Here is a 22589-nt window from a genome sequence, read left to right as displayed (position 1 = left end):
GCGGGACCGACTGCGCCCCGCTCCCGCACACCATACTGCCGGCCCGACTGAAGGTCGAGGCCGAGCGTATCCGTAAACGCAGATGAAACCGGGTTCGATATAGGGTGAGGCAAACAGGAGAGGACGGGCGAGTGGCGAAATCGAATGTGGTTCCGTTCAGAAAGCCGCGGAAGTCCGGTAGCAGGAATGATCGACATCGCCTGCGGGGAAAATCACCGCTATCTGGAGGGAGCATCTCGCGCATATCGCTGATGGCAGTCATCTCAGCTATCGGCATCGCTGCGGGAGGATGGCTTGCCTTCGGCGGCGCGGGAGATCTCACCGGTGACCTCGCTCTGGGCAAAATTCCGACGACGGACTCGCTGTCGGAAGCGTTTTCAATCTGTGGCGGGGGCAGACATGTGAATTGCGTCGTCGACGGCGACACGTTCTGGTTCAAAGGCGAGAAAATCCGCATCGCGGATATCGACACGCCTGAGCTCAGCCCGCCGCGTTGCGAGGCGGAACGGATCAAAGGCGAGGCGGCGAAAGCGCGCCTGCTTGCGCTGCTCAATGCCGGCAGGTTCTCGCTTTCAGCCGGGTTGCGCGACGAAGACAAGTATGGCCGCAAGCTCCGTACCGTAACGCGGGCAGGGCGCTCGCTCGGAGACACTCTCGTCGACGAGGGCCTCGCCAGGAACTGGGACGGCGCAAGACATGGATGGTGCGGCTGAGATCCGCGAGAGGATCGTCGCCCAAGGGGCGGAGACCGTGTGCGGGCTCCGTGAGCACCGCGAACAGAGCCGTGCGCCGCCGGCGTCTCGCCCAAGCTTGTCACGACCTTTCGCATGTCATCACCGTTATGAATCGATCTGCGCCGACCGATTCATAAGTGTCGTTGGACGGGATCCCCGCGATCAGAGATTCTGACCTCATGATCGCGCAACCCTACCATCTCTATGTCGAGCGCTCGGACGCCTCGAAGAACATGGCCCGCTACTATGCCATGTCGATCGAACCAAACCTGTTCGGGGACGTCTGTCTCCTGCGCAAATGGGGCCGCATCGGAAGCAAGGGGCAGATGATGGTCCATCATTTCAGTCGGGAAGAGGAAGCCGTACGGCTGTTTCTCGATCTGCTCCGACAAAAGCGAAAACGCGGGTATCGTCCGCGCGCCTGCGTGGCGAGTTGAGAAAGGCCCGCCGAAGCGGGCCGTGAGCGTGCCTCATCGGCGCCGGTTCCAGTCGGTCTCGAAGGACACCTCGATCTCGACGAAAAACGGGATCTTGAGGCCAAGCTTCAGGCCGAGCTTGCCCTTGCGGAAGAAGTGGCTGATCACCTTTCCGAGGGTGTGGAGCCGGCGGCCGGTAGCGGCGAGGAATTGAGCGAGCTGTTGCATGATGGATCTCCTTGTCGATTGCGGTCATCGCGGGATGTGAGCGCAGGCCCGAAAGGAGGGGCGCACCCAAAGGGCCGTAACGGACGTGGAGGACCTGACGGCGGCTGAATTTTGATTCGCGAGGAGCCGCAGCGCGGCGGGGAAAATTCTGGCGGCGGCAGGTTGCGTCGCGACGCACGGGCTGCAACATCCCCGATGAGAGATGACGGCAGGTCGAAAGGAAGAGGCTCAACTGGTCGTTCTCGCCATCATTGCGATGGTCTCGCCGGCATCTCAACGAAGGGCCGCTCTCGCCGCCCTCCGGATGGTCGAGCCCGCCGACGGATTGATTATGATGCTGGACACCTGATGTAGCTGACACGGGAGGCACTTACTGCGATACCGGTTTCCCGCGTGATATCCTTGATGATCGGCGCAAGTGAGCCGAGTTCGTCGTCGGTGAGCGCAATCAGTTCCGGATAGTCGATGTCGACGCCGGTATAGTCCGCCGTCAAAGCGATGGACCAATCGCCGCCGTTGATGCGGTATTCGTGCGTGTCGAAATCGATGTCGAGCTCATCCAGCAGGATAATGGTGAAGCGCCCGAAGATCTCGGTCTCACCTTCCAGCCGGTACGCGGCATATTCGTCGTCGCCGGCCCGCTCCAATGCCGTGATGGTCCGGATACGACCGGCAGCCGCCTCGAGCCCTTCGAGCAGTCGCTCATGGAGCTTTCGCGAAACGTCGGTATCGCAGCCGAAGCGGTTGGCGAGGACGACGAGCCGGAAACCGGAAAGCTTGGTGTAGAGCGCAAGGTTCTGGTCAGGTGTCATTGTGTGATCTCCTTCATTGATGACGGAAATCGGCCTCTCTGTTGCAAAGAGGGGTCAAGGACCGCGGGACGCGGCTCGCGAGCGGGGGAGCCAATTTTTTCGGGAAGCGCAGCGGCGGAAAAATTGGGGGAGACCGCGCCGTCCTTGACGCCGGATTTGCTGGAGTACCATGGGACGTCAGAGAGAGAAGAGACCCACGGCCCTGTAGGGGACGTGACCGTATCCGGCGCGAGCCGGCAAGAGTGTCGAGGGGGAAACCCCTGACAGCCGGGAGGCCGGTCGATCCGGCGGACCGGCTCATGATCCAGCAGAATGAGAGCCGCCTCAGAAAGGCGGCTCGGCTTCGATGATGCCGTCCTGTTCGGCAAGCGCCACGGCCAGATCGGCCAGGGCGAGCTGAAGCTCCGCTTCGACCTGAGCCCGCTCGACGGCGTCGCAGGCGTTCCTCAATTCGGCGCGCAGTTCCTCGATGTGCCGTTCGATGGTCATCGTCTCATCTCCTTGAGTTCGTGAAAGACGAGACGGCGGGGCGGGAAGAGATAACGGGGTCAAGGAGCGCGGAAGCGACCGGCGGAGCCGGCGAGTGGGGGAGCCGATTTTGTTGGAGCGCAGGAAACCGGAGCGGAGGCAAAATTGGGGGAACCGCTCGTCCTCGAGGCCGGCATTTCTTCCCGGCACGATAGCATCCACTGAGCAGACATATTCCGGTTCCGTATCGCACCGAAAAAGCAGGCGGCAGGCTCGATGCCTGCCGCCTGCTTGTCTTTGTGGCCAGTTGGCCCCGCCTTGGTGGCGGGGCCGTCCGGGCCTCAGTCCCGGTTGGGGCGGGACCAGATCAGCTGGTAGCCGTCCTCGCCTTCGACTTCGGTGAGGGTTGCGTAGATCGGAGCGGGGAAGCTCGGGTCGTCCAGCTTGACCGAGAGGTAGTCGCGGTCCTGCTCGGAGCGCTTCTGCCAGGCCGCACCCAGCTCTACGTTGCCGGCGTAGATGCGGAAGTGCGGGCCCTTGTCGGAGGGGTTTTCGACGCGGGCGATGCGGGCCTTGACGTTGAGGGCGAGCGTGCGGATCGAGCCGTTGAAGCCGGTTTCGGAGGTGGTGAAGGTGCCGATGGTTGCCATTGTCGTATTCCTTTTGCTGTTTCGGGCCGCGCCTATCGCGGCCTCGATGGCTGTCGCAAGGATCGGGGACGATCGGACCGCACCCCAGGGGCCGGAATGAAATGGAGGGCGGCCGGGAGAAACTTTGTTGTTCCGCGAGGAATGGGCGCGACCGCGCTCAGGGGAAGAAAGTTTTGGAAGGCCGTTGCGGGAGGACGATCGAGGCGAAGCCGCTCTCCGGTCAGACATGCCTCATCGAGCCCGCGAATGGAGCGCCGCTGACCCTTGGCAAAGGGACGTGGCAATGGCGGCCGCGCGCAGTTGGGCCATGGCTCCGATCCCGGCGCATCGGCGGACCAATCACTCCGGCTTTAGTTCAGGCCGTACCAGGTCCCGCGACCCGCTCCATGAAGAGTCAGATGCCCCTGTTCGGTCAACGCCCGAAGATGATCCTTGACGGTGTTGCGGCTTGCGCCTGTGGCCTTGGCCGCGTCCATCACCGTAACGCGCCCGCGCTCACGCGCCAGTTCGAGGATCGAGACCGACAACTCCGGCAGGTCGCCCAGCAGGATACGTTCACGCTCGATCTTGCGCTCGAGCCGCTGCTTCTGGCGCTGCAGGCTCCGGAGGAAAAACTCGACCCACGGATTCCAGTCCTGTTGATCTGTCCGGATCGTGCCCTGCGTTCGACGAAGCGCGAGGTAATAGGCTTCCTTGTTCTGCTCGACAACACTTTCGAGGGAGCTGTATGGCACGTAGGTATAGCCCGCCCGAAGGAGCAGCAAAGTGGTCAAGGCTCGCGACAGGCGGCCATTGCCGTCCTGGAAAGGATGGATTTCCAGAAAGACCACCACGAAGGCAGCAACGATGAGCAGAGGGTGAAACGTCCCATCCTTCTCCTGGGCCTGTTGCCAGGACACCAGTTCCGACATCCGGCCCGGCGTATCAAAGGGGGATGCTGTCGCGAAAACGACGCCCAGGCTTCGCCCATCTTCGTCGAAGGCTTCGACGTTGTTGACAAGGGTTTTCCAGTTTCCCCTGTGCCGCTCATCTTTGGTCGAGTGAGCGAGCAGATCCCGATGGAGTTGGCGGATGTGATTTTCGTCAAGCGGGATCGTGTCGAAGGCGGAGAAGATCGTTTCCATTACCTCGGCATAGCCTGCGACCTCCTGTTCGTCCCGGCTGGTGAACGAGCCGATTCGAAGGTTCGAGAGCAGCCTTTCGACTTCTCGGTCGCTCAGTTTTGCGCCTTCGATACGGGTCGAAGAGCCGATGCTTTCGATCGTCGCGACCCGGCGCAAGCTGGAGAGCCGGTCTGGCGCGATACGACCGAGCGCTCGCCATGCACCTTTGAATTCGTCGATCTCGGCGATCAACGATAGGATCTCAGGCGTGATACGCAGTTTCGCCAGATCAAGGGCCGTCATCCATTATCCCATCCGTTTCCATCCGAATGGGATATGACATACCGGACTCCATTTTTCCATCCATTTTCATCCAATAAAGAGAACGGCGGAAAAAAGTCAGAGCACGGGAGAGGCCCCGCCTTGGTGGCGGGACCGTCCGGGCCTCAGTCCCGGTTGGGGCGGGACCAGATCAGCTGGTAGCCGTCCTCGCCTTCGACTTCGGTGAGGGTTGCGTAGATCGGAGCGGGGAAGCTCGGGTCGTCCAGCTTGACCGAGAGGTAGTCGCGGTCCTGCTCGGAGCGCTTCTGCCAGGCCGCACCCAGCTCTACGTTGCCGGCGTAGATGCGGAAGTGCGGGCCCTTGTCGGAGGGGTTTTCGACGCGGGCGATGCGGGCCTTGACGTTGAGGGCGAGCGTGCGGATCGAGCCGTTGAAGCCGGTTTCGGAGGTGGTGAAGGTGCCGATGGTTGCCATTGTCGTATTCCTTTTGCTGTTTCGGGCCGCGCCTATCGCGGCCTCGATGGCTGTCGCAAGGATCGGGGACGATCGGACCGCACCCCAGGGGCCGGAATGAAATGGAGGGCGGCCGGGAGAAACTTTGTTGGTCCGCGAGGAATGGGCGCGACCGCGCTCAGGGGAAGAAAGTTTTGCAAGGCCGTTGCGGGAGGACGATCGAGGCGAAGCCGGTTTTCGATCAGACACGCCTCATCGAGCCCGCGAAGGACGTGGCCTGGCTCAGGGGCATAAGGAATACGGCGATGGCAGCTGTGCCCCGACGGCTAGCCGGATCCCGCAACGGTGGGTCCGCTGCCTTGCCACATGTCAAAATCAAACGTCCGGGAACACCCGAACAAGGGCGTTGCGTTGGCCGTTCTTCGGGCTATCGTCGTGCTCGCGAATCGTCGCCTGGAGGATCTATGCGTCAGCAGCCAAAGCCGTTTACCGTCGAAATCAAGCCGTCCCGGAAGCTCAAACAGGCCGATCGGAAAACCTCGATCTGGGGCAAACTGGATCTCACGGCTGATTCTGACACGCTCTCTGCGTCGAAACCCGAACAGGTGCCGGCCGCTGGCGAGGCCAACGACCGACGCTGATGGTCCTCAGGCAGCGAGGCGCTCGTCATCGGCTTCGGGCTGCAGGCCATGCAGGAAGCTTGCGGCCCGCTGCGCATGCGCCGCCGCCTGGAAGATCGCCCGTCTGTCGTCGGTCAGGACCTTGAGTTATCCGGAGCAACCCATAATGCGGAGGAACGCAACCAGACTGGCTGAAGTCCGAGGTTTGGGGCCGCGTTCCTCCGCATTATTTCAGAGGGTATCCAGCCAGGCGAGAACGCTCGTATCGCGTTTCCACGAGGGCTGCTGGCCGGTTGTTTCGGGAACGCCAATCTGCTCCAATGCCTTGCGTTTTGTCTCGAGGTTGGCTCTGGCGTAGTGGTTCGTCGTATCGAGGCTCACATGACCGAGCCAGCTACGGATAACCGTTACGTCAACGCCTGCCGATATGAGGTGCACAGCGGTAGCATGCCGGAAGGCGTGCGGGGTCACATGCTTCTCGCGCAACGTCGGCGTGGTCTCGGCGGCCGCCCTTACATAAGCGGCGAGTTTGAACCGAACTCCTGAAGCGCTCAGCGGTTCACCATACCGGTTGACGAACAGGCGGTGGTCTGGCGCTCGTGGTTGCCGTTCGAGCAGCTTCTTCAGCAAGATAACGGTTTCCGGCCAGAGCGGGCAGATGCGTTCTTTCCGACCTTTACCGATCAGGCGCACGCAGCTTGGACTGTCGAAGCGGATCGCACCTGGGCATAGGTCCAGTGCTTCCTGTATTCGCGCGCCACTGTTGTACAGGAACGAGAGCAAGGCGTGATCGCGCATACCTTCGAGTGTCGAACGGTCAGGCTGAGCCAGGATCGCCGTCACTTCCGCCGGGTCCAGATAGCATGGTTCCGAGACCGGTCCACGCTTTATCGGGATGTTGAGGATTTCGACACACTGGGCAATCGATCCAGGATCCCTGGTCGCAACGAAGTTGAAGAAGCTGCGAATCGCTGCCAGTCGGCAGTTGCGCGTGCCGATCGTGCCGCCGCGTTCGTGTTCGGCGTGGCCAAGGAACGCGATAACCTCTCCAGCGGTAAGATCGGCTAGCGTGATTGTCGCCACCTTCTTACCGGCGCGCTGTGCGACGAACCGGAGGAACAGCCGCCAGGCATCGCGATAAGAACGCACTGTGTTGATGGAGGCATTGCGCTGTTCGACCAGCCATTCGTAGAAGAACGCGCGCATCAGGTGTGGGAACTGATTGTTTTTGCTCATGCACCCACCTCCGGACGGAAGTTGAGGCAAGGCGCGCCCAGCACGCGGAACCGTTCATTGGCGTGATGCAGAAGGTCCTGCGTGACGGTGATGTACACCAGCGTTGAGTTGATGTCCCGATGACCGAGATAGGTAGCAAGGAAAGGCAGACGGTCCTGTGGGTTGATGCCAGCCTCGTACCATTCGATAATTCGATTCACGACCATCGAATGCCGCAGGTCATGCAGGCGAGGTCCTGTTCGCCCTCGTGGTGGTTTCAGCCCGGTGCGGCGGATGACATCAACGAGCAGCCAGGCGACGGCCTCTTTGGAATAACGATCACCACGCTGTTCGTGCCAGAACAGGCCCGAGCTTGGATCTTGAGATCCACCGGCGCGGCGGCGCGCTTCGGTATAGGATCGAAGCTCGACCATCACGCTGTCGGGCAGCGGCAGTATCCTGGTTTTGTAGAACTTCGTTTGCTGGACCGTAATCGTGCCGCCCTGGAAGTCCACGTCACCAAGATCAAGGTAGGCCAGTTCGCTTCGCCTCAGCCCTGCGCAATAGGCAAGCAGTAGCATGGTGTAAGTACTCAACGGGCGAAGCGGCGCTCGCGGTGACGGGTAAGAGCGGGCGATGTCAAGCATACGCCGCACATCGGCGGGTGTGTAAATATACGGTTTTCGCCAATGCCGGGCCACGTCCTTTCCCGGCCTCGGGTCAAGTCGGCGCGGCGGGATTGAGGGGTCCTGATGGCGGAGAATTTTTCCCAGAACCCGCTTCAGTTTTTCGCACTCGTTCGGATGATTTCGTGTCGATTTTGCAGTCGACCAGTGCTCAAGCATCACATCGATTGGCTGATCCTGAAGAGTAGGATTTAGTTGCAGGAAGCGGTCAAACCGCGTTAGCCACACTGCTTGGGTGAGATACTTGTAGCCCCGGTTGCGCATCAACGTGACATGGGCGGCCAGCATTTCGCCCAATATGCTTCCGAATGGCTTTGGCTGGTGTAGTTCGGCAAGCGCGTTATCGGGATCGCGGTCGGCCAGCGCCCGCCACACCGGCATGCACTGCTTGATATTGCATGCTTCACGCAGCGCGGTGATGGGATTGCGTTCGATAGCTCCTGTTTCCTCAAGGTGATCAAGGAACCGGTTGACAATCCGGGTACGGTGCAGCCGCGTCGTTAGCGCCCTGCCTGGAGCTACCCGCAACCAGGCCACCAACATATTTCTGTCGAGTGTGGCGTGGCGCTCGGCGACATCTTGGAATGTGTTGAGCGCTTGCCTGTAATAGATCGGGCTAATCGTAGTGCGCAGGTTGAGGCTTGCAATGTACCGGGCGATCAACTTGCGCTCAGGGTCGGGCCACTTCGTCATGAGCGCACCTCCTTTCCCGGCACATCGAGCGCGATGGCACGGAGATCTTCGGTCGCAAGCTTCAAATAAGGTGCCGTAGACTCGGCAGAACGATGCCCCAGCAGGTCGCCGATCACTTTCTGGGGCACTGCGGCGCGCAGCATTTCGACTGCACGAGCGTGGCGAAAAATATGGGAGCCGTTCTTGCCAGCCGGTTTGACCCCGGCAGCTTTAAGTCGTCGCTGCACTATGTTGGCGAGCATGCTGAGCTTGCGATAGGGCGCTCTTGTACGGATGAAGACTTCTCGGGCATCGGTCACAGGCCGCCCCGTCTGCAGATAGGCAAGCACCGCTTCGCCGACTGGCGCCATCAACGGCAGATATGAAGTGGCGTGGGTCTTGGTGTGCCGGATGCGGATCGATTCCGCCCGCCAGTTGATATCCTTGACATGAAGGTTACAGATTTCGCCAGACCTGAGGCCGTAGGTGGCAAGCAATTGCAGAATTGCATGATCACGCAACCCCGCGGGCGTCTTGTCCATGCCCGAGGTCTGTAGAACCGCGGCGATCTGGTCTGGCGTAAGGATCGAAGGTACCCCCTCATAGGCATAGAGCAAGGGGGCGATGACGTGCGGCGACAAGTCGATTGCAGTACGTCGCGTCCGATGGAGATAGCGCAGTATCGAACGAAGGCGCTCCGCTACATCCTTTACGGATTTGCGCGTTTGGTGAGGGCTGCGCATGTCCATGTAGCAATCGATGTCGCCCACGGTCATTGTCATCAGACCATCAATGCCATGCCGATTGAACTGCCAGGCCAGGAAGTTTCGCCCCTCCCACATCAACGCGTCGATGCTGGCCACCGCTAGACCTCGTTCCTCTCGAAGCCATGTCTCGTATTCCTCACAGATAGCAAAGCGAAGTGCGTCGGCAGGGCACGTCGCTATCGGCGTGGGTGGCCACTGCCCCTGTGCGAGCCGCAGCAACGCGTGGATTCCGGAGCGAGGGATCGAGTGCCAGTATGGCCCTGGAGATCGACCATGGCGTTCCAGGAACAGCGCGATAGCGTGGTGCAGATACTGCGCCACCTGCACTTCGCTCACATCAGCGACGGGGATGTTCTGCAGAAAAAGGTGGTCAAGGAATCCGCGCGCATAGGCACAATAATTGTGGACTACAGTCGGGCTGTACTGCTGGCGGATTAGTTCGGTCCTGAGCGCTGCGATCAGGTGGTCACTGTTACTCGACATCGATGACTCCTCTGCTGGTCAAAATGACCGCAGAAGTTTGCCATCAGAACGCCGAGACGCTTACTCTTCGACCTTACTGTGATCTTTTATGCCCGCCTTCAGCGATGACGTCTTTGGCCCGTATCGGTCATTCCTATCTGATACTCGGAAGCCAGTTATGCGCTTTCATTTTGGACGTTGGGTGAAAGGAGCCCCGCACCTGAGTGCCGCCATAGGCTAAGCGCAGTCACGCTCCACGATCCTTCAGGTCTCGAAACGGGCATACGTCGTCCTCGAAGGGTACGCGCCTTTTGCGGAACGTTGCCCCGTCAACGACAAGGGGGCAACTGATCCGATCCATCCTAAAATGCCGAAAGTCGGCGCGTCCCGGATCCCACGCCACAAGATACCAAAGCGGCGGTAGAATCAGCATGGCTTGCGGTTCAACCTCTCGGTCGGTTTGCGCGCCCTTTGCATCCTGGTAGCTGAAGCGCAGCAGTCTTCGCTGAAGGAAGGCAGCCTCGAAAGCGGGAAGCAAGACAGGATCGACGGGGCCGGCTCCCGAGATGTCTTGGAGTGGGGACAACCGCCCAACATGCAGACTGTCGAGAAGACTGCGTAGCTCACGCACCTTTTCCGGGGGAAGGGTCCGTTCGATCTTGGCAAGGCCGGAATCGGCCAGAGTGGAAAAGGGAAAGCTCTGCCCGTTCTGCATCGTGGAGACGCTGATTACCAGCGCAAACACCTCGGCGACCGAAAGTGGTGACGCAGTCTGCACTGACCGCGGCTCCAGCTGAAGGCCGCCTCCCGGCCCCGGTTCCGAATGGATGACGAAGCCCTGATCCCGCAGCGAGCTGATGTCCCGAAGCACCGTCCGGCGAGAGACCTCTACCTCTGAGGCCAACTCGTCCACTGTCGCGCTTGAGGAGCGACGGAGGGCGCGAACTATTGCATCTTGGCGGGTGCGGCTTTTCATGACCACACCCTAGCATGATTGGTGACAATTTCTGGCACCATTTGCTCGTACTGCTGATCGTGTTGAGACGCAAGGGAACAACACGATGACAAAAGGCTGCAAACATCTGCTCATTGGAGGAGCAATCATTATGGGTCTTACAGGAAATGCAACTGCCAATGATCTGGTTATAGTGAACCCGCCGAGCCTGGGTGACCCAACGTCAAAGGGTTATAGCACTGCAGTCGTTATCCCGCAGGGGAAACGCCTGGCCTTTGTATCGGGACAGGGAGGCTTCGACAGCAGAGGCCAACTTTCCCCCGATTTTGCCACCCAAGTGACGCAGGCCTACGACAATCTCGCGGTGGCCCTCGAAGCGATCGGCGCTCGACCGGATCAGGTTGCCAAGCTTACGGTTTTTGTTGTCGATCACGACATGTCGAAGCTTGGCATCCTCACGGAAAACGTAACCCGTATGTTTGGGCAAACGCTGCCGGCACAGACCATGATCTCGGTGCCAAAGCTGGCGATCGACCCGATGCTCTTCGAGGTAGAGGCAGTTGTTGCCCTGGATTGATGTCAAGGAGCTAGCGCGATCGTGACCGAGGATCTGTTTCAGGGATTGCAACCCGCGGGCCCTGAGTCGAAACAAACGCAGGTGCGTCTACCATTGGCGGTACGCATGCGGCCGCGTTCGGTCGAGGAGGTTGTCGGGCAGGCGCAGATATTGGGTCCCGGCACTCCTCTTCGACGCCTCATCGAAGGTGGCCCAGCAGCATCAATAGTGTTGTTCGGGCCTCCGGGAACCGGAAAGACGACGATCGCCCGTCTGCTCGCCGCAGTCGAGTCGCGCCACTTTGTGGCTCTGTCAGCGCTCTCCACCGGCGTGAGGGAAATACGCGAGGTTATCGACGATGGGCGGCGGCGGCGGGATCGCTTCTCTCAACAGACGGTACTGTTCATAGATGAGGTGCATCGGTTCTCTAAGACCCAGCAGGACGCGCTGCTGGGTGCCGTTGAGGACCAGGTTGTGCACTTGGTGGCCGCCACGACTGAGAATCCGTCATTCTCAGTCGTGGCACCGCTCCTGTCGAGGTCGCTGGTGCTCCAGCTTCAATCACTAACCGATTCCGATATTCGTGAAGTCATTGCTTTGGCCGTGACCGATCCACGCGGACTTGACCGCCGCGTCTCGATCTCGTCCGAAGCGATAGACGCAATAGTCCGTCTTGCTGCGGGGGATGCCCGCCGAGCTCTGACTGTCCTTGAGGTAAGCGCAGATGGCCTGGTTGCCAGCGACAACTCGTTGGTAGATCTGAGTGTGGTGGAAAGGGTGATTACGGAAGTCTCAGTGCGCTACGACCGCGATGGCGACCAACATCACGATGTCATCAGCGCGTTCATCAAGTCGATCAGAGGTTCCGACGCGGACGCCGCACTCCACTATCTGGCGCGGATGATCGTGGCAGGGGAAGATCCCCGTTTCATTGCTAGACGGCTGATCGTACATGCCAGTGAAGATGTCGGGCTAGCCGATTCCAGTGCCTTGGTAACTGCGGTGGCTGCTGCAAAGACTGTTGAACTCGTCGGAATGCCCGAGGCGCGCTTGGCGCTGGCGCAGGCAACAGTTCATCTGGCGACGGCCCCGAAATCGAATTCTGTCATCATAGCGATCGATGAGGCTATTTCGGATGTTCGAGCGGGCGCCATCGGATCCATACCGGCACACCTGAGATATGGTCGCTACTCCGGCGCAAAGGCGCTGGGAAATGCAGTCGGCTACCGCTACCCGCATACGAACGCAGACGGTGTTCTCCAACAGCAGTATCCGCCGGATCTGCTGGTTGGAAAAGACTATTATCGCCCCACGCAGCATGGCAACGAGATCGCTTTACACGATCGCCTTCAAAAGCTTCGCCGCATGGTCCGCGGAGAGTTGGACTAAACGCCGCAACCGCATGATTACCTCAAAGTCGGGGAGTTGCCCGACAAAACGTCCAAGACCCGCGAATCCGCTACCGGCTCCATGTCGGACAATGTGTCGATTGAACCGAATCTTCGGCGTTGGAACAGATTCGCCGATCAAATGAAAACGCTGGTACCGCAGCTTTTCGCTCCAGTCTTGTCGTCCCTTTCATCAACAGTGGCGTGACACGATCCAGCGCATCGCGACCATCAATTCGCGCACAGCTCAATTCCATTTGCCGAGCGAATGGGAGCGGCAACCCGAAGCGTGTGGCTGGATACGCTTTGAAATAATGCGCAGGAACGCGGCCCTAAACCTCGGACTTAAGCCAGTCTGGTTGCGTTCCTCCGCATTATGGGTTGCTCCGGATAACTGAAGTTATGCCGACCTCATCATAACTTAAGCCAGGAGCCAAGGTACGAGGCGTGATCAGGGCGGGGCTCGAGCTCGGGAACAATGCCGAGGTCGGCGCAAAGAAAGCAGCTGCCGAGTTCTGCAATCAGTTCCTCTCGCGCCCGCTCGGATTTGTCCTTGGCATAGCGGCTGAGGTCGCGGCCGAGGCGATGCGCCGGCGCCGTCCAGTGGGTCTTATGCCGATATCGGCATAAAATCCATAATGCCGACCGCCGGATTATGCCGATAAGGGTGGGAATGCGCCGACGTTCGCAACGATTCCGGCGCATCCTGCGCGGCATAATCAGAGCGATCATTAAACCGCGAAGCTGATCTGCAATCAAAAATGCGGAGACGATGAGATCATGTGGGGGCGCCTTCAACAAAGGAGCACCATATGAAGTCCGAACTCAAAAATACTGCCGCTCAGAAATTGCCCTCCTCACTCGTTGAGGAGTTTTTTGATCGTCTTCGCAGCGAAAGATACTCTCAAAATACGATCGGCGGATATCGCCACGCAGTCCAACACCTCAGCACGACAGTCGCAGAAAACGGCCTCGAATGGCAAACGCTGACCCCGGATGACGCCGTTGCCCTGGTGAAGCCAAAGTCGAGAAATGCTTGCTATCGCCTAAAGGCGTTTGTCCGTTTCCTTGGTGAGAAGGGCTTTGCTGCGCCACTTCCAGAACCCAGCGAAGCCGAACTTGCCCGCAACTCGCTCCGTGCCGAGTTCGAGGAATATTTGCGGACTCAACGGGCCATGAGCGAGCGCACGATCCGACATGCCTCCTATATGGCGAGGCGCTTCCTCGCGTTCCGATTTGGCGAGGCCCGAGACCAACCCGGCGAAATCGCCGTTAAAGATATCTCGGACTTTCTTGCCGATGTTCTGGATCGCAAATCGGCCTTCCGCGACAAAACCCTCTCCACGCACCTGCGTTCCTTCTTCGGCTTTCTCTTTCAGACTGGGAAAACGCAGACAAACCTCGCAAAGGTGGTCCCGCGGGTTGCCATCCGGCACGGCACGAGACTGCCTCGACATTTAAAGCAGGATGACGTCGAAGCCGTGCTTCAAGACGTCGGCAAGGTGAAAAACTCGCCAAAGCGCGATTATGCGATGCTTCTGCTGATGGCACGATACGGATTGCGGGCCCCCGAAGTCATTGCAATCCAACTCGACGATATTGATTGGCGGGCTGCGGAGATTATTGTCCGCGGCAAAGGACAGTTGCACGACAGGCTTCCGCTTCTGCCCGACGTCGGGGCGGCGATCGCAGACTACCTCCAGTCAGAGCGTCAAGGTCAGACCCGCGACCTCTTCGTGTCGTCCCGGCCACCTCACAAGCCATTCAAGGACTCGCAGCGACTGAACCAGCTTCTGCGTGGCGCCTATGAAAGATTGGGCATGAAGCCGCCGGTACCATACGTCGGCTCGCATATCCTCCGCCATAGTCTGGCGACGAACCTACTGGAACAGGGTGCGTCGCTGAATGAAATCGCCGACACGCTGCGGCATCGATCTCGAACGACGACGCTCAAATATGCCCGACTGGATGTCGAAGGGCTGCGAACGATTGCAAGGCCGTGGCCGACAGCGGAGGACGCCGCATGAGCATGCTATCGGCACAACTGAACACCTATCTCCAAATCCGCCGCGGCCTTGGCTTCTCTCTTCGGACAGATGAACGCATCCTCCGTAGATTTATTGACTTTGTCTTATCGGAAGGCTCCGAGTTCCTTGAGCGAGATCATTTTGCGCGATGGATGAAGAACTTCGGCGTGGCCGGTCAATATACATGGTCCCGCCGGTTCGGCATTGTCAGGCTGTTCGCAGCCTGGCTGCACGCAAATGACAGCCGGCATAAGATCCCGCCGGCAAATCTGATCCCGCATCGCAAGCGGAGGCCAAAGCCCTTCATCTACACGTCGGGTGAGATCGCTCAGCTCCTTGATCAGGCTGCTATGCTACCTTCGGTAAATGGCATCCGGCGGCTGACGTACCCCACGCTCTTTGGCCTGATTGCGGTCACGGGGCTTCGCATCAGCGAGGCCTTGTCGCTTGATCGCGCCGATATCGACTTCACGCAAGAGATCGTGATCGTCCGCAACGGCAAATCCGGTAAGCAACGGATTGTCCCGTTCAGCCCAAGCACCTCCCATCGGCTTCAAAGCTACGCCCGTGAGCGCGACCGGCTCTGCGAGGGGCGGCCCGTTCCCTTCTTCGTCGACGATCACGGTAGACGGATCAGCGACTGCGCGGCACGCTATAACTTTGCGTCGATCTCCCAAGCCGTTGGCTTGCGCCAGCTTCAACGGTTCCAGCGGCATGGGGTCGGCCCGCGAATCCATGACTTACGCCACACATTCGCCGTCCAGACGATGATCGACTGGTATCGACAGGGCCTGGACCCCGACCAGGAAATGATCAAGCTCACGACAATGCTCGGCCATGAGAGCGTGTCTCATACCTACTGGTATATCGAAGCGATTCCGGAACTCCTGGAACTGGCATCCCGCAGGGCGGAGCTTTCCCTTGAACGGGAGGTACGCCCATGAAGCCTTCGCGCCTTCCCACACTGGTCCAGCGTTTCTTTACCGAGCGGCTGACCGAGCAGGTCAACGCAAGCCCCAATACGATCGCAGGCTACAGGGATACGTTCCGGCTCCTCCTGATGTTTGCAAGTGGGCAACTAGGCAGGCCGCCGACCAAGCTCGCGGTCGAGGATATCGATGCGGCATTGGTCGGAAACTTCCTCAACTACGTAGAGGCTGACCGAGGCAATTCCGCACGCAGTCGGAATACCAGGCTTGCCGCCATACGCTCCTTCTTCCGGTTTGTCGCGATGTTGGAGCCTGACCTGCTCCGGCATTGCCAAAAGGTTTTAGACATGCCGAACAAGCGTTATGTGAAGCGAAGCATCGACTTCCTCGAAAGACACGAAATCGATGCGATTATCGCTGCCCCGGACAGATCGACATGGGCCGGCCGGCGAGACCATACCCTTCTCGTTCTCACCCTTCAAACCGGTCTACGAGCATCCGAGCTCATATCCTTGCGCACATCAGATATTGTTCTCGGAACCGGCGCCCATATCCGGTGCCAGGGCAAGGGGCGAAAGGAGCGCAGCACGCCGCTTCGGCGCGACACGGCGAGGCTTTTACAAGCGTGGCTGCATGAATGCCGTGGCAATGAAACGGACATCGTGTTCCCAACGATCCGCGGGACCCGCATGAGCAGAGACGCGCTGGAGCGCTTAATCAGCCGGCATGCACTGACTGCAGCTCGATTTTGCCCATCATTGGCAGAAAAACGGGTGAGCCCGCATGTTCTGCGTCATAGTACCGCGATGGAGCTGCTTCATCACGGTGTGGATCAGACGGTAATCGCGCTGTGGCTTGGCCATGAATCCGTGGAGACAACCCAGGTCTATGTTCACGCGGACTTGCGGCTGAAGGAAAAAGCGCTGGCTCGAATGGTCGCCCCGGACGCAAAACCTTCGCGTTATAAGCCAAGCGACAAGCTCCTCGCATTCCTCGAAACACTCTGATTATGCCGAACAGGATGCGCCGGAATTCGTTGCAAACGTCGGCGCAACCCCACCCTTATCGGCATAATCCGGCGGTCGGCATTATGCGTAACCTCGTGGCTCAAGGTCGCATAATAGCTTGCCGCATCCTTGAAGCTCTCAAACGGCGGCATCTGGACGATGTCGGCGGCCGGCGCAAAGAAGGCCTGGTTGCCACCGTGGCGGATCACAGCACCCGTGTTGCGAAAGAAACGGTCGGCATGCTCAATGCGCTCGACCGGATCCGGACCAGGCGCCGGCTGGTGATAATATTGGTCGAGAAGTCCGTCGATCTGTTCGACGTTGAAGACACTGTAGGCCTTCAGGAAAGGGATCTCCCGCTCGACCTCGCCGCCATTCCCGTCGGTTTCGGACTTGGTGAAACGGCTGGCGAAGACGACCGTCGCCCCGGTCTCGCCCTTGCGGACGGCAGCACCCAGCTCAAGGGCCTGCTTGAACGTCATCCATGTGGATGACGTATAACCCCGGGCGTTGCCCTCCGACCAGAGAAGGAGCACGTTGACGCCCGAATACGGCTGTCCGTTATGACGCAACGGCCGGGTGATACGGCCGGTCGCGTTCGCGGCGTTCCATGGTTTCATCCACGGCCGCACGCCCTTCGCCAGATCCTCTACGATTCTGTCCGTGATACGGGTATAAAGATCGACCCGCTGTTTCTCCATATTGCTCATGTCAGAGCCTCCATTTTGAGGCCGCGCCCGTCGCGGCCCGTTGCGGAGGGCAGAAGGCAGGAGCCGATCAGCCGGCCGGTGCACCGGAACGGCCGGAACGAAAGTGGAGGACGGCGGAGCCGTTGCATCTGCCGGTGGCTCCTGCAGACCCGACGAACGGAACGGGCCGCGACGGTCGTGCCATCTGTCTCATTTCCGTTTCCCTGTGGGCCGCGTCAGCGACACGAAAACAGCCGGCTCCGCCATGGAACCGGCCGTTTTCGCGTTAGTCGAAGAGCGGGGCCGGAGCCCCGCCGGCAGTACCTAGTCGAAGGCCGAGATCTGCGCTTCGGCCGCCTTGCGGCTAAGCGAATGGCCCGGCTGCTCGACCGGCCGGTCGAAAGGCTTCCAGGTCTCGCCAATCACCTGGGCATAGGCGGCGACGGCGCCTTCGGCCGCCATTCTAAGCGAATGGGCCTGTATGCCCATGTCGGCGGCGAATTCGCGCTTGCGCTGGGCGGCGCTGTCATAACCGACCGGGCCGTCGAGGTCCTCGTCGCGGGCGTCGTTGGCGGCCTTGGCCGTGGCATCGCGCGCCTCGGTGACGGCGCGGCTATAGAACTGGCCGGCGCCGTGGGCGGAGCCGACGAAGGCGCCGACGATGCGCTGCAGGTGGATCTGCATGGCCTTATCGCCCAGGCCGTCCCCCAGCGCATCGGCGGTCTCGATGACGAGCCGTTCGTGAAGGTCGCGGATGCCGTCGCTGTCGATGACAGCGGTGCCGAAACTCTCGGCGATCTTCAGCGCCTGGCTGGCGTCCGGGCATGTCAGCCGGACCATCTCGATGGTGGCGCCCTTGCGCAGTTGCACGACGCGGGCGGATTGGCGAGAGGAGGGTGCGGGCTTGGACATGATCGTTTCCTTTCGAGGTCGTCCGAAACGGTTCCGGCCCTTGCCGGCTTGCCCTTCGGTGCGGTCATCCCGAACCGGCGGAAGACGGGCGTTTCAGGGTCCGGTCCTGCCTGGACGAGCGGAGCCGGTTTGCGGGCGAGGAGGGCAAACTGCACTCGAAAGAGCACGCGAGCCTGCTCCGTGAAGGACGGCGGGGTCCGGCCGCACGGCGGCGCGACAGCGGCCTTGAAGCGTACGGCCGCCGGTTCAGACCGCAGCAAAACCGAAGGGCGATCCGGCAGGGGAGGAATCATGGAGTCCTCGAACGAAACGACAGACGCTGCCGCCTATCTCCGCCCTTCCCGCCCGCTGACGCCACGCGCCCGGCCTATCGCTTGGCCGGCTTGGACAACCGGTAGGATTGCAGCCAGGTCGGACCGTGCGAGTTACGAAGTCCGCGCAGCAGACCGCCGTCATCATGCGGCGGCCCGCCCATCCAGGCATTGTTGAGGATCGATTTCCAGCGCCGTCCATGCCTGACGGCATAGGCCTGAAGCGCTGCTTCCTGTTCCGGCGTCAAAGACGGCAGGGCTTCGCGTGTACGACGAACGGCGCGCGGTTTTGGTCTGGGATCCGGCCGCGCTTCCCTCTGGGCGATCAGCCGCCTGAGTTCCGCGACACCGGCATTGAGGCAGGCTTCGCCTTCGAGGTGATGGAACTGCAGCCAGAAAGCGGTTCGCTCCGCCGGGGATGCGCCGATGCCTGCTCTTCGCTCCAGGTCTCCGATCGTGCTCATGGCTTCCTACCTCCCAGACCGGTATCGGCGACGACTGTGCCGTCGGAACTGGCTCGCCCCCGCAGCGCCGCGATTGCCGCATCCTGTCGGGCGAGTTTTCTCGAAAGCGCATCGATTTCCGGCTGACGCTCGGCGGTGATGGCTGCCAGATTGGACCGGTAGCGTTCGAGGAAGGCGCCTGGCTCCGGCGCCTTGCCGCGACGATATCCGGACTGACGGCGACCAAGCAGAGGAATGATCGTCGTCATGCGTCGCGTGATCTGCCGGTCGATCAGATCGAGCTGGTGCTGCGTCTGCCGCCGTGCCGATTCCATTCTGGTAAACTGCGCGGCGCGGTGCTCGAGCTTGGACATCATGCCGCCCTCCCGCGCCATGCGGCGAAGCTGGAGGAACCCTCATAGATGGCATGCCGGGTCTCATCGATGATGAATCCGAAGCGGCCGACCGCATACTCGTCGCACGGCACCAGAAACCGGCGCTCTTCCACCCGCGCGCCGCGCGTGCCGCCGATGGTGGCGATCACCTCGGTCATACCAGGATGATGGTCCGAACGAATTGCCGCGGTGACGATCCAGTCGCCGGCATGTTCCCGTGCGAACGCCTGGGCGTCCTTCTCGTACGATTCGCCGGGTGCGAGCGACCGACCGAAAATCGTTTCCCAGGCATCCGGCCAGCTGTTGCGGATCGTCTTGTCGGCGCACTTGCGCTCATAGGTCGTGAACAGGTCCGGAAAGGTCAGCGCAACGATTGCCCAGGCGGCGTCCTCTTCATACCAGCCGCCATCTGTCCTAAGCGTCGAGTGGACCTTGGCATTGCAGGCGTCGGAGAGCCTGAAGCCGCCATGACCTGCCGTCGTATGGCAGACAATTCCGTCTGCGTAGACGGTGGCGCCCTGTGACGGACCCCATGGCGTGCTGCAGGTCAACCGGACGGTCTGGCGGGATAGTAGGCTGAGTTCGCGGCTGTGTCCGGCCTGTTCGATCATGCGGTTGCGAAAAGCGGCTTCGCCCTCGACAGAGCCGTGGTGCGAATAGAAATCATCGCGCTTCAGTTCGGCAAGCGGCCGTGACACGCGCCAGGCACTGGCTAGGAAATACTGACCATCCCGGGCGGGAACCATGGCGAAGACGAGATCGGACACACGCGCAACGGCCATGCCGTCGGCGCTTCTGCCGAACTCCACCCCTGACGCGTCAAGGGGGGAGACTTCGAAGGATTGAGAAGGGACCATAGTCATGCTGCAGACCTCCCCTCGATATGATCGGCGGCGACCTCGTCGGCAGTCACCTCCTCGAGAACGGCATGCGGATATACATGCCGGGTGAGCCATTCCGCGGCCGCCTGCCGATTGTCCGCCAGGTGGAGGAGTTCGGCATTGGCGCCGGGGCGATCGAAGACCCGAACTGATCCAAGGGCGGGTCGCTCGACGACTTTGAATGTCAGGCCGCTATCGAGCGAAAAGGTCCGGTGGATACGGACGGTGATGACGCCATTTGCGCCGAGATCGCCTTCATGCACCGTGAAACACGGTGACAGGCTGGTGTTGCCGAGGCCGCGCTTGCCTTCCTTGCGGATCAGCCGGCCCTGGCTATTGCGCGTTTGCCAAGCTGACAATTTCTTCCTGTGGCGCTCGGGCGGTCGTGGGCTACCATCCGACCAGGCGACGATGGAGCCGATCGGGGCGAGGTCATAAATCAGAGACGCGGACATCGCATCTTCCTTCAGGTTTTTGCGGGTGGTGGAAACGAAACCGCCGCCGGGAGGACCGGCGGCGGAAGATCAGGCGGAGAAGGGCGGGGGCTATTCCGCCGCGATCCCGTAGGCGGTTTCCTCCTCGTCGGAGGCGGCATCACGCACGGGGTCGGCGGCAGGATCGTCATGTCCCGTCGCCGTTGGATCAAACCCTTCCACACCGATGCTCTCGTCCTGCGCGCCATCGCTGTCGTCGCCGACGAGATCATCGGCGTGCTTCATGAGATCGGCGATGTCCTTCGGGTCGGGCGCAAACAGCGCCGCCGGAAGGACGAAGGCAGCATCGGCCGCGAAGTGATCGACGAGTGCTGCGCGGGTTTCGCGGACCCGTGCCCGCGGGACGAGATTGACCGACTTGGCGACCGCTTCCAGCGCCTGACGCGACAGGCACAGGAGGAAATCCTCCGTCCCCATGTTCGGAAGGAATGCGTCCGCGCCGATTGCGTCGCCGGCAATGCGCGAGACGACGCCGCTGTTCGAAATGCCGCGCCGGCATGAGAGCACGTCGATGAGAACGGAACGGGCCGCGACGCGCACGTTGTCCATGTCGAAGGACAAGCGTCCGTCCGCGGAATAGAGGCGCGCGACATGACGCTGGAAACGCTTCGGTCCGAACACCGTGTCGTTGGCGCCGGAATCGACCCGCACATTGGTGCCGGCGAAGGCCATGACCAGTAGCGCCATCAGCATGTCGTCCTCGATCGGCGCCCGGGCGAGCGCCTCATGCAGCGCATCGGTGCGGAAATCACCGATCATGTCCTGGCCCTTTTGCGTGACCTCGGGCCTGGTCTTCCCGACGACATCAGTGTCGTCATCGGCCTCCGTCGAAGCATCACCGGCGGGACCGGATCGCCCTTCGGTTTTCCTTGCCTCCGGCATCCGGTAGTGGACGCTCTGCACCTTGCCATCGCGATCGAGATACATCGCGGTGCAATCGCCCTTGGCCGGCTTGCCGTAGACGCGTTCGGCCTTCTTGGGCAGGTCCGGCTGGCCCCAATTGTTGACCTCGACGATGGCGCCCTTCTTCGGAAGGTTACTCGCCATCCACTCCTGCTGGGCGCCGAGAAAGGCTTCGACGTTGGTGGTGTAGCGATTGTCCTGATCGGCAGGGCCGAACAGGTCCTCGGCCCACTCGATACCGTAAGCCATGCGGAGGTCGTCGCCGAAGCTTGCATCGCGAGCAAACATGCGGGTCTTCGAGAGGCCGTTGGCGATCTGCCACCAGGCCGCCGTGTCGCCCTTCTTCGGCTTGTGGGCTTTCCAGACCTCTTTCTGCTCCTCGGACGATGCGGCCGCGATCGTCCTCAGTTGCTGCTCGTTGGGCATGTCCCCCTTCGCCATCTGGTCGAGCATGGAAGGCAGCACGTTGGCAAGCTGACGAAGCTTGCGGATTTGGCGGACGGGGAGGGCCAGCGCCACGGCGATCGCCTCCTCGGTCCAGCCGAGCGCGACCAGTCGCTCGATGCCCCGCCATTGATCGACGGGGTTCAACGGCTCGCGCGCGATGTTCTCGACCATCGAGCGCATGGCGCCGTTGTCGTTGGCCGCCTCGACGACGATCACGTCGATTTCCTCGAGACCGGCGGCGATCGCCATGCGGGTGCGCCGGTGACCGGCTTCGATGACGTAGCCGTTGCCGCCTGCTTCCGGGAAAATGACCGGCGGCTGGATCACGCCGACGGCCTTGATCGTCGCTAAAAGCAGGGCGTCGGCCTGCGGCGTCGACTTCGATTGGCGCGTATTATCAGGGTTGTCCTTCAGCGCACGCGGATCGACCTTCATCAGTTGCATGGGATGCTCCTTCTCGGGGGATTGGACACGGCCCTCTGCCTGCCCTTCTCGTGTCTTCATTCTTTTCGAAGACACTTCCCGGACCGCGGAGCGGGCGGCCGGGTGCAACTGCGGCCGAGCATTGCTGCCGCGAAGGACGAGCGGGGCTGACAGCCCTGCGAAGGACGAGTGGCCGGGATGCGGAGGCGGCGTTTGAGCGTCAGCGGCGACCGGCCGGCTGCTCTGCGAAGGGTTTATCTCC

Annotated in this window: 25 protein-coding genes and 2 pseudogenes; 8 read left to right on the top strand and 19 right to left on the bottom strand. The window is 60.9% G+C overall.

The window, feature by feature from the left end; translation table 11 throughout:
* The first annotated feature begins 251 nt into the window (after positions 1-251).
* Together EXN68_RS24280 and EXN68_RS24275 are read left to right on the top strand one after the other, a co-directional pair.
* Positions 252-713, top strand: a complete 462-nt coding sequence (locus EXN68_RS24280) for a thermonuclease family protein (RefSeq protein WP_193559553.1) — start codon at positions 252-254, stop codon at positions 711-713.
* 200 nt (positions 714-913) lie between these two features.
* Positions 914-1171: a WGR domain-containing protein gene (locus EXN68_RS24275; protein WP_142843308.1), complete on the top strand. Its 258-nt coding sequence runs from the start codon at positions 914-916 to the stop codon at positions 1169-1171.
* Positions 1172-1204: 33 nt separating this feature from the next.
* Here the strand turns inward: EXN68_RS24275 and EXN68_RS27740 are convergent, their stop codons facing one another.
* From EXN68_RS27740 to EXN68_RS24245, 6 genes are all read right to left on the bottom strand, one after another.
* The gene (locus tag EXN68_RS27740; protein WP_193559552.1) at positions 1205-1378 is read right to left on the bottom strand and encodes a hypothetical protein; all 174 of its coding nucleotides are present in this window, start codon (positions 1376-1378) and stop codon (positions 1205-1207) included.
* Positions 1379-1707: 329 nt separating this feature from the next.
* Positions 1708-2190: a hypothetical protein gene (locus EXN68_RS24270; protein ID WP_142843307.1), complete on the bottom strand. Its 483-nt coding sequence runs from the start codon at positions 2188-2190 to the stop codon at positions 1708-1710.
* Between the two features lie 324 nt (positions 2191-2514).
* Positions 2515-2679, bottom strand: a complete 165-nt coding sequence (locus tag EXN68_RS27735) for a hypothetical protein (RefSeq protein ID WP_193559551.1) — start codon at positions 2677-2679, stop codon at positions 2515-2517.
* Positions 2680-2999: 320 nt separating this feature from the next.
* Positions 3000-3308 carry a DUF736 domain-containing protein gene (locus tag EXN68_RS24260; protein ID WP_011427400.1) on the bottom strand — a complete coding sequence of 103 codons (309 nt, stop codon included), beginning with the start codon at positions 3306-3308 and terminating at the stop codon, positions 3000-3002.
* 350 nt (positions 3309-3658) lie between these two features.
* Positions 3659-4714, bottom strand: a complete 1056-nt coding sequence (locus tag EXN68_RS24250; RefSeq protein ID WP_142843306.1) for a Fic family protein — start codon at positions 4712-4714, stop codon at positions 3659-3661.
* 143 nt (positions 4715-4857) lie between these two features.
* Positions 4858-5166: a DUF736 domain-containing protein gene (locus EXN68_RS24245; protein WP_011427400.1), complete on the bottom strand. Its 309-nt coding sequence runs from the start codon at positions 5164-5166 to the stop codon at positions 4858-4860.
* A gap of 443 nt (positions 5167-5609) precedes the next feature.
* Here EXN68_RS24245 and EXN68_RS27730 point away from each other — a divergent pair, with 443 nt between their 5' ends.
* Positions 5610-5786: a hypothetical protein gene (locus tag EXN68_RS27730; RefSeq protein WP_193559550.1), complete on the top strand. Its 177-nt coding sequence runs from the start codon at positions 5610-5612 to the stop codon at positions 5784-5786.
* Between the two features lie 6 nt (positions 5787-5792).
* Here EXN68_RS27730 and EXN68_RS27965 read toward each other — a convergent pair.
* From EXN68_RS27965 to EXN68_RS24215, 5 genes and pseudogenes are all read right to left on the bottom strand, one after another.
* Positions 5793-5912, bottom strand: a pseudogene (locus tag EXN68_RS27965) (antirestriction protein ArdC); the annotation flags it as partial.
* A gap of 84 nt (positions 5913-5996) precedes the next feature.
* A complete protein-coding gene (locus tag EXN68_RS24230; protein ID WP_142843305.1) occupies positions 5997-7001 on the bottom strand; it encodes a site-specific integrase in 1005 nt (334 codons plus the stop codon).
* Positions 6998-8359 carry a tyrosine-type recombinase/integrase gene (locus EXN68_RS24225; protein WP_142843304.1) on the bottom strand — a complete coding sequence of 454 codons (1362 nt, stop codon included), beginning with the start codon at positions 8357-8359 and terminating at the stop codon, positions 6998-7000. Before EXN68_RS24225 ends, EXN68_RS24230 begins: the two co-directional genes overlap by 4 nt.
* On the bottom strand, positions 8356-9588 hold the full coding sequence (locus EXN68_RS24220) for a site-specific integrase (protein WP_142843303.1): 1233 nt from the start codon (positions 9586-9588) through the stop codon (positions 8356-8358). Before EXN68_RS24220 ends, EXN68_RS24225 begins: the two co-directional genes overlap by 4 nt.
* A 226-nt stretch (positions 9589-9814) precedes the next feature.
* Positions 9815-10543, bottom strand: a complete 729-nt coding sequence (locus EXN68_RS24215; RefSeq protein ID WP_142843302.1) for a helix-turn-helix transcriptional regulator — start codon at positions 10541-10543, stop codon at positions 9815-9817.
* Between the two features lie 85 nt (positions 10544-10628).
* Here EXN68_RS24215 and EXN68_RS24210 point away from each other — a divergent pair, with 85 nt between their 5' ends.
* Together EXN68_RS24210 and EXN68_RS24205 are read left to right on the top strand one after the other, a co-directional pair.
* Positions 10629-11099, top strand: a complete 471-nt coding sequence (locus EXN68_RS24210; RefSeq protein ID WP_142843301.1) for a RidA family protein — start codon at positions 10629-10631, stop codon at positions 11097-11099.
* Between the two features lie 21 nt (positions 11100-11120).
* On the top strand, positions 11121-12467 hold the full coding sequence (locus tag EXN68_RS24205; RefSeq protein ID WP_205125328.1) for a replication-associated recombination protein A: 1347 nt from the start codon (positions 11121-11123) through the stop codon (positions 12465-12467).
* 416 nt (positions 12468-12883) lie between these two features.
* Here EXN68_RS24205 and EXN68_RS24200 read toward each other — a convergent pair.
* Positions 12884-13075: pseudogene (locus tag EXN68_RS24200) on the bottom strand (zincin-like metallopeptidase domain-containing protein); the annotation flags it as partial.
* 203 nt (positions 13076-13278) lie between these two features.
* Here EXN68_RS24200 and EXN68_RS24195 point away from each other — a divergent pair.
* The 3 genes from EXN68_RS24195 to EXN68_RS24185 are packed head-to-tail and all read left to right on the top strand — an operon-like array spanning position 13279 to position 16429.
* On the top strand, positions 13279-14493 hold the full coding sequence (locus EXN68_RS24195) for a tyrosine-type recombinase/integrase (protein ID WP_142843300.1): 1215 nt from the start codon (positions 13279-13281) through the stop codon (positions 14491-14493).
* Complete coding sequence (locus EXN68_RS24190) at positions 14490-15437, top strand: tyrosine-type recombinase/integrase (RefSeq protein WP_112518764.1); 948 nt, start codon at positions 14490-14492, stop codon at positions 15435-15437. Before EXN68_RS24195 ends, EXN68_RS24190 begins: the two co-directional genes overlap by 4 nt.
* On the top strand, positions 15434-16429 hold the full coding sequence (locus tag EXN68_RS24185; RefSeq protein WP_112518763.1) for a tyrosine-type recombinase/integrase: 996 nt from the start codon (positions 15434-15436) through the stop codon (positions 16427-16429). The genes EXN68_RS24190 and EXN68_RS24185 overlap by 4 nt, the downstream gene beginning before the upstream one ends.
* Here EXN68_RS24185 and EXN68_RS24180 read toward each other — a convergent pair.
* The 7 genes from EXN68_RS24180 to EXN68_RS24150 all read right to left on the bottom strand — a co-directional run bounded on the left by EXN68_RS24180 (position 16384) and on the right by EXN68_RS24150 (position 22348).
* Positions 16384-17139 carry an ArdC family protein gene (locus EXN68_RS24180; RefSeq protein WP_237681477.1) on the bottom strand — a complete coding sequence of 252 codons (756 nt, stop codon included), beginning with the start codon at positions 17137-17139 and terminating at the stop codon, positions 16384-16386. The two genes, EXN68_RS24185 and EXN68_RS24180, sit on opposite strands and share 46 nt — an antisense overlap.
* A 303-nt stretch (positions 17140-17442) precedes the next feature.
* On the bottom strand, positions 17443-18030 hold the full coding sequence (locus EXN68_RS24175) for a hypothetical protein (RefSeq protein WP_142843299.1): 588 nt from the start codon (positions 18028-18030) through the stop codon (positions 17443-17445).
* 367 nt (positions 18031-18397) lie between these two features.
* Complete coding sequence (locus EXN68_RS24170) at positions 18398-18805, bottom strand: hypothetical protein (protein WP_142843298.1); 408 nt, start codon at positions 18803-18805, stop codon at positions 18398-18400.
* The gene (locus EXN68_RS24165; RefSeq protein ID WP_142843297.1) at positions 18802-19161 is read right to left on the bottom strand and encodes a hypothetical protein; all 360 of its coding nucleotides are present in this window, start codon (positions 19159-19161) and stop codon (positions 18802-18804) included. Before EXN68_RS24165 ends, EXN68_RS24170 begins: the two co-directional genes overlap by 4 nt.
* Entirely contained in the window at positions 19158-20042 is an 885-nt protein-coding gene (locus tag EXN68_RS24160; RefSeq protein ID WP_142843296.1) for a DUF7007 domain-containing protein, read from the bottom strand. Before EXN68_RS24160 ends, EXN68_RS24165 begins: the two co-directional genes overlap by 4 nt.
* Positions 20039-20515 (bottom strand): hypothetical protein, encoded by a 477-nt coding sequence (locus EXN68_RS24155; protein ID WP_142843295.1) that lies wholly within the window; start codon positions 20513-20515, stop codon positions 20039-20041. The genes EXN68_RS24160 and EXN68_RS24155 overlap by 4 nt, the downstream gene beginning before the upstream one ends.
* 90 nt (positions 20516-20605) lie before the next feature.
* Positions 20606-22348, bottom strand: a complete 1743-nt coding sequence (locus EXN68_RS24150) for a ParB/RepB/Spo0J family partition protein (protein WP_142843294.1) — start codon at positions 22346-22348, stop codon at positions 20606-20608.
* Positions 22349-22589: the final 241 nt, after the last annotated feature.

Source organism: Martinezella rhizogenes (assembly GCF_007002745.1).
Classification (GTDB): Bacteria; Pseudomonadota; Alphaproteobacteria; order Rhizobiales; family Rhizobiaceae; genus Agrobacterium; species Agrobacterium cucumeris.
This window is presented reverse-complemented; position numbering and strand designations above follow the sequence as displayed.

What these genes read in the sequence shown, in the direction of transcription:
- EXN68_RS24245 (WP_011427400.1), bottom strand. Translation starts at nt 5,166, where the DNA reads ATGGCAACCATCGGCACCTTCACCACCTCCGAAACCGGCTTCAACGGC.
- EXN68_RS24270 (WP_142843307.1), bottom strand. Translation starts at nt 2,190, where the DNA reads ATGACACCTGACCAGAACCTTGCGCTCTACACCAAGCTTTCCGGTTTC.
- EXN68_RS24185 (WP_112518763.1), top strand. Translation starts at nt 15,434, where the DNA reads ATGAAGCCTTCGCGCCTTCCCACACTGGTCCAGCGTTTCTTTACCGAG.
- EXN68_RS24230 (WP_142843305.1), bottom strand. Translation starts at nt 7,001, where the DNA reads ATGAGCAAAAACAATCAGTTCCCACACCTGATGCGCGCGTTCTTCTAC.
- EXN68_RS27735 (WP_193559551.1), bottom strand. Translation starts at nt 2,679, where the DNA reads ATGACCATCGAACGGCACATCGAGGAACTGCGCGCCGAATTGAGGAAC.
- EXN68_RS27740 (WP_193559552.1), bottom strand. Translation starts at nt 1,378, where the DNA reads ATGCAACAGCTCGCTCAATTCCTCGCCGCTACCGGCCGCCGGCTCCAC.
- EXN68_RS24150 (WP_142843294.1), bottom strand. Translation starts at nt 22,348, where the DNA reads ATGCAACTGATGAAGGTCGATCCGCGTGCGCTGAAGGACAACCCTGAT.
- EXN68_RS27730 (WP_193559550.1), top strand. Translation starts at nt 5,610, where the DNA reads ATGCGTCAGCAGCCAAAGCCGTTTACCGTCGAAATCAAGCCGTCCCGG.
- EXN68_RS24175 (WP_142843299.1), bottom strand. Translation starts at nt 18,030, where the DNA reads ATGTCCAAGCCCGCACCCTCCTCTCGCCAATCCGCCCGCGTCGTGCAA.
- EXN68_RS24170 (WP_142843298.1), bottom strand. Translation starts at nt 18,805, where the DNA reads ATGAGCACGATCGGAGACCTGGAGCGAAGAGCAGGCATCGGCGCATCC.
- EXN68_RS24165 (WP_142843297.1), bottom strand. Translation starts at nt 19,161, where the DNA reads ATGATGTCCAAGCTCGAGCACCGCGCCGCGCAGTTTACCAGAATGGAA.
- EXN68_RS24280 (WP_193559553.1), top strand. Translation starts at nt 252, where the DNA reads ATGGCAGTCATCTCAGCTATCGGCATCGCTGCGGGAGGATGGCTTGCC.
- EXN68_RS24225 (WP_142843304.1), bottom strand. Translation starts at nt 8,359, where the DNA reads ATGACGAAGTGGCCCGACCCTGAGCGCAAGTTGATCGCCCGGTACATT.
- EXN68_RS24195 (WP_142843300.1), top strand. Translation starts at nt 13,279, where the DNA reads ATGAAGTCCGAACTCAAAAATACTGCCGCTCAGAAATTGCCCTCCTCA.
- EXN68_RS24210 (WP_142843301.1), top strand. Translation starts at nt 10,629, where the DNA reads ATGACAAAAGGCTGCAAACATCTGCTCATTGGAGGAGCAATCATTATG.
- EXN68_RS24215 (WP_142843302.1), bottom strand. Translation starts at nt 10,543, where the DNA reads ATGAAAAGCCGCACCCGCCAAGATGCAATAGTTCGCGCCCTCCGTCGC.
- EXN68_RS24260 (WP_011427400.1), bottom strand. Translation starts at nt 3,308, where the DNA reads ATGGCAACCATCGGCACCTTCACCACCTCCGAAACCGGCTTCAACGGC.
- EXN68_RS24180 (WP_237681477.1), bottom strand. Translation starts at nt 17,139, where the DNA reads ATGAGCAATATGGAGAAACAGCGGGTCGATCTTTATACCCGTATCACG.
- EXN68_RS24275 (WP_142843308.1), top strand. Translation starts at nt 914, where the DNA reads ATGATCGCGCAACCCTACCATCTCTATGTCGAGCGCTCGGACGCCTCG.
- EXN68_RS24160 (WP_142843296.1), bottom strand. Translation starts at nt 20,042, where the DNA reads ATGACTATGGTCCCTTCTCAATCCTTCGAAGTCTCCCCCCTTGACGCG.
- EXN68_RS24250 (WP_142843306.1), bottom strand. Translation starts at nt 4,714, where the DNA reads ATGACGGCCCTTGATCTGGCGAAACTGCGTATCACGCCTGAGATCCTA.
- EXN68_RS24190 (WP_112518764.1), top strand. Translation starts at nt 14,490, where the DNA reads ATGAGCATGCTATCGGCACAACTGAACACCTATCTCCAAATCCGCCGC.
- EXN68_RS24155 (WP_142843295.1), bottom strand. Translation starts at nt 20,515, where the DNA reads ATGTCCGCGTCTCTGATTTATGACCTCGCCCCGATCGGCTCCATCGTC.
- EXN68_RS24220 (WP_142843303.1), bottom strand. Translation starts at nt 9,588, where the DNA reads ATGTCGAGTAACAGTGACCACCTGATCGCAGCGCTCAGGACCGAACTA.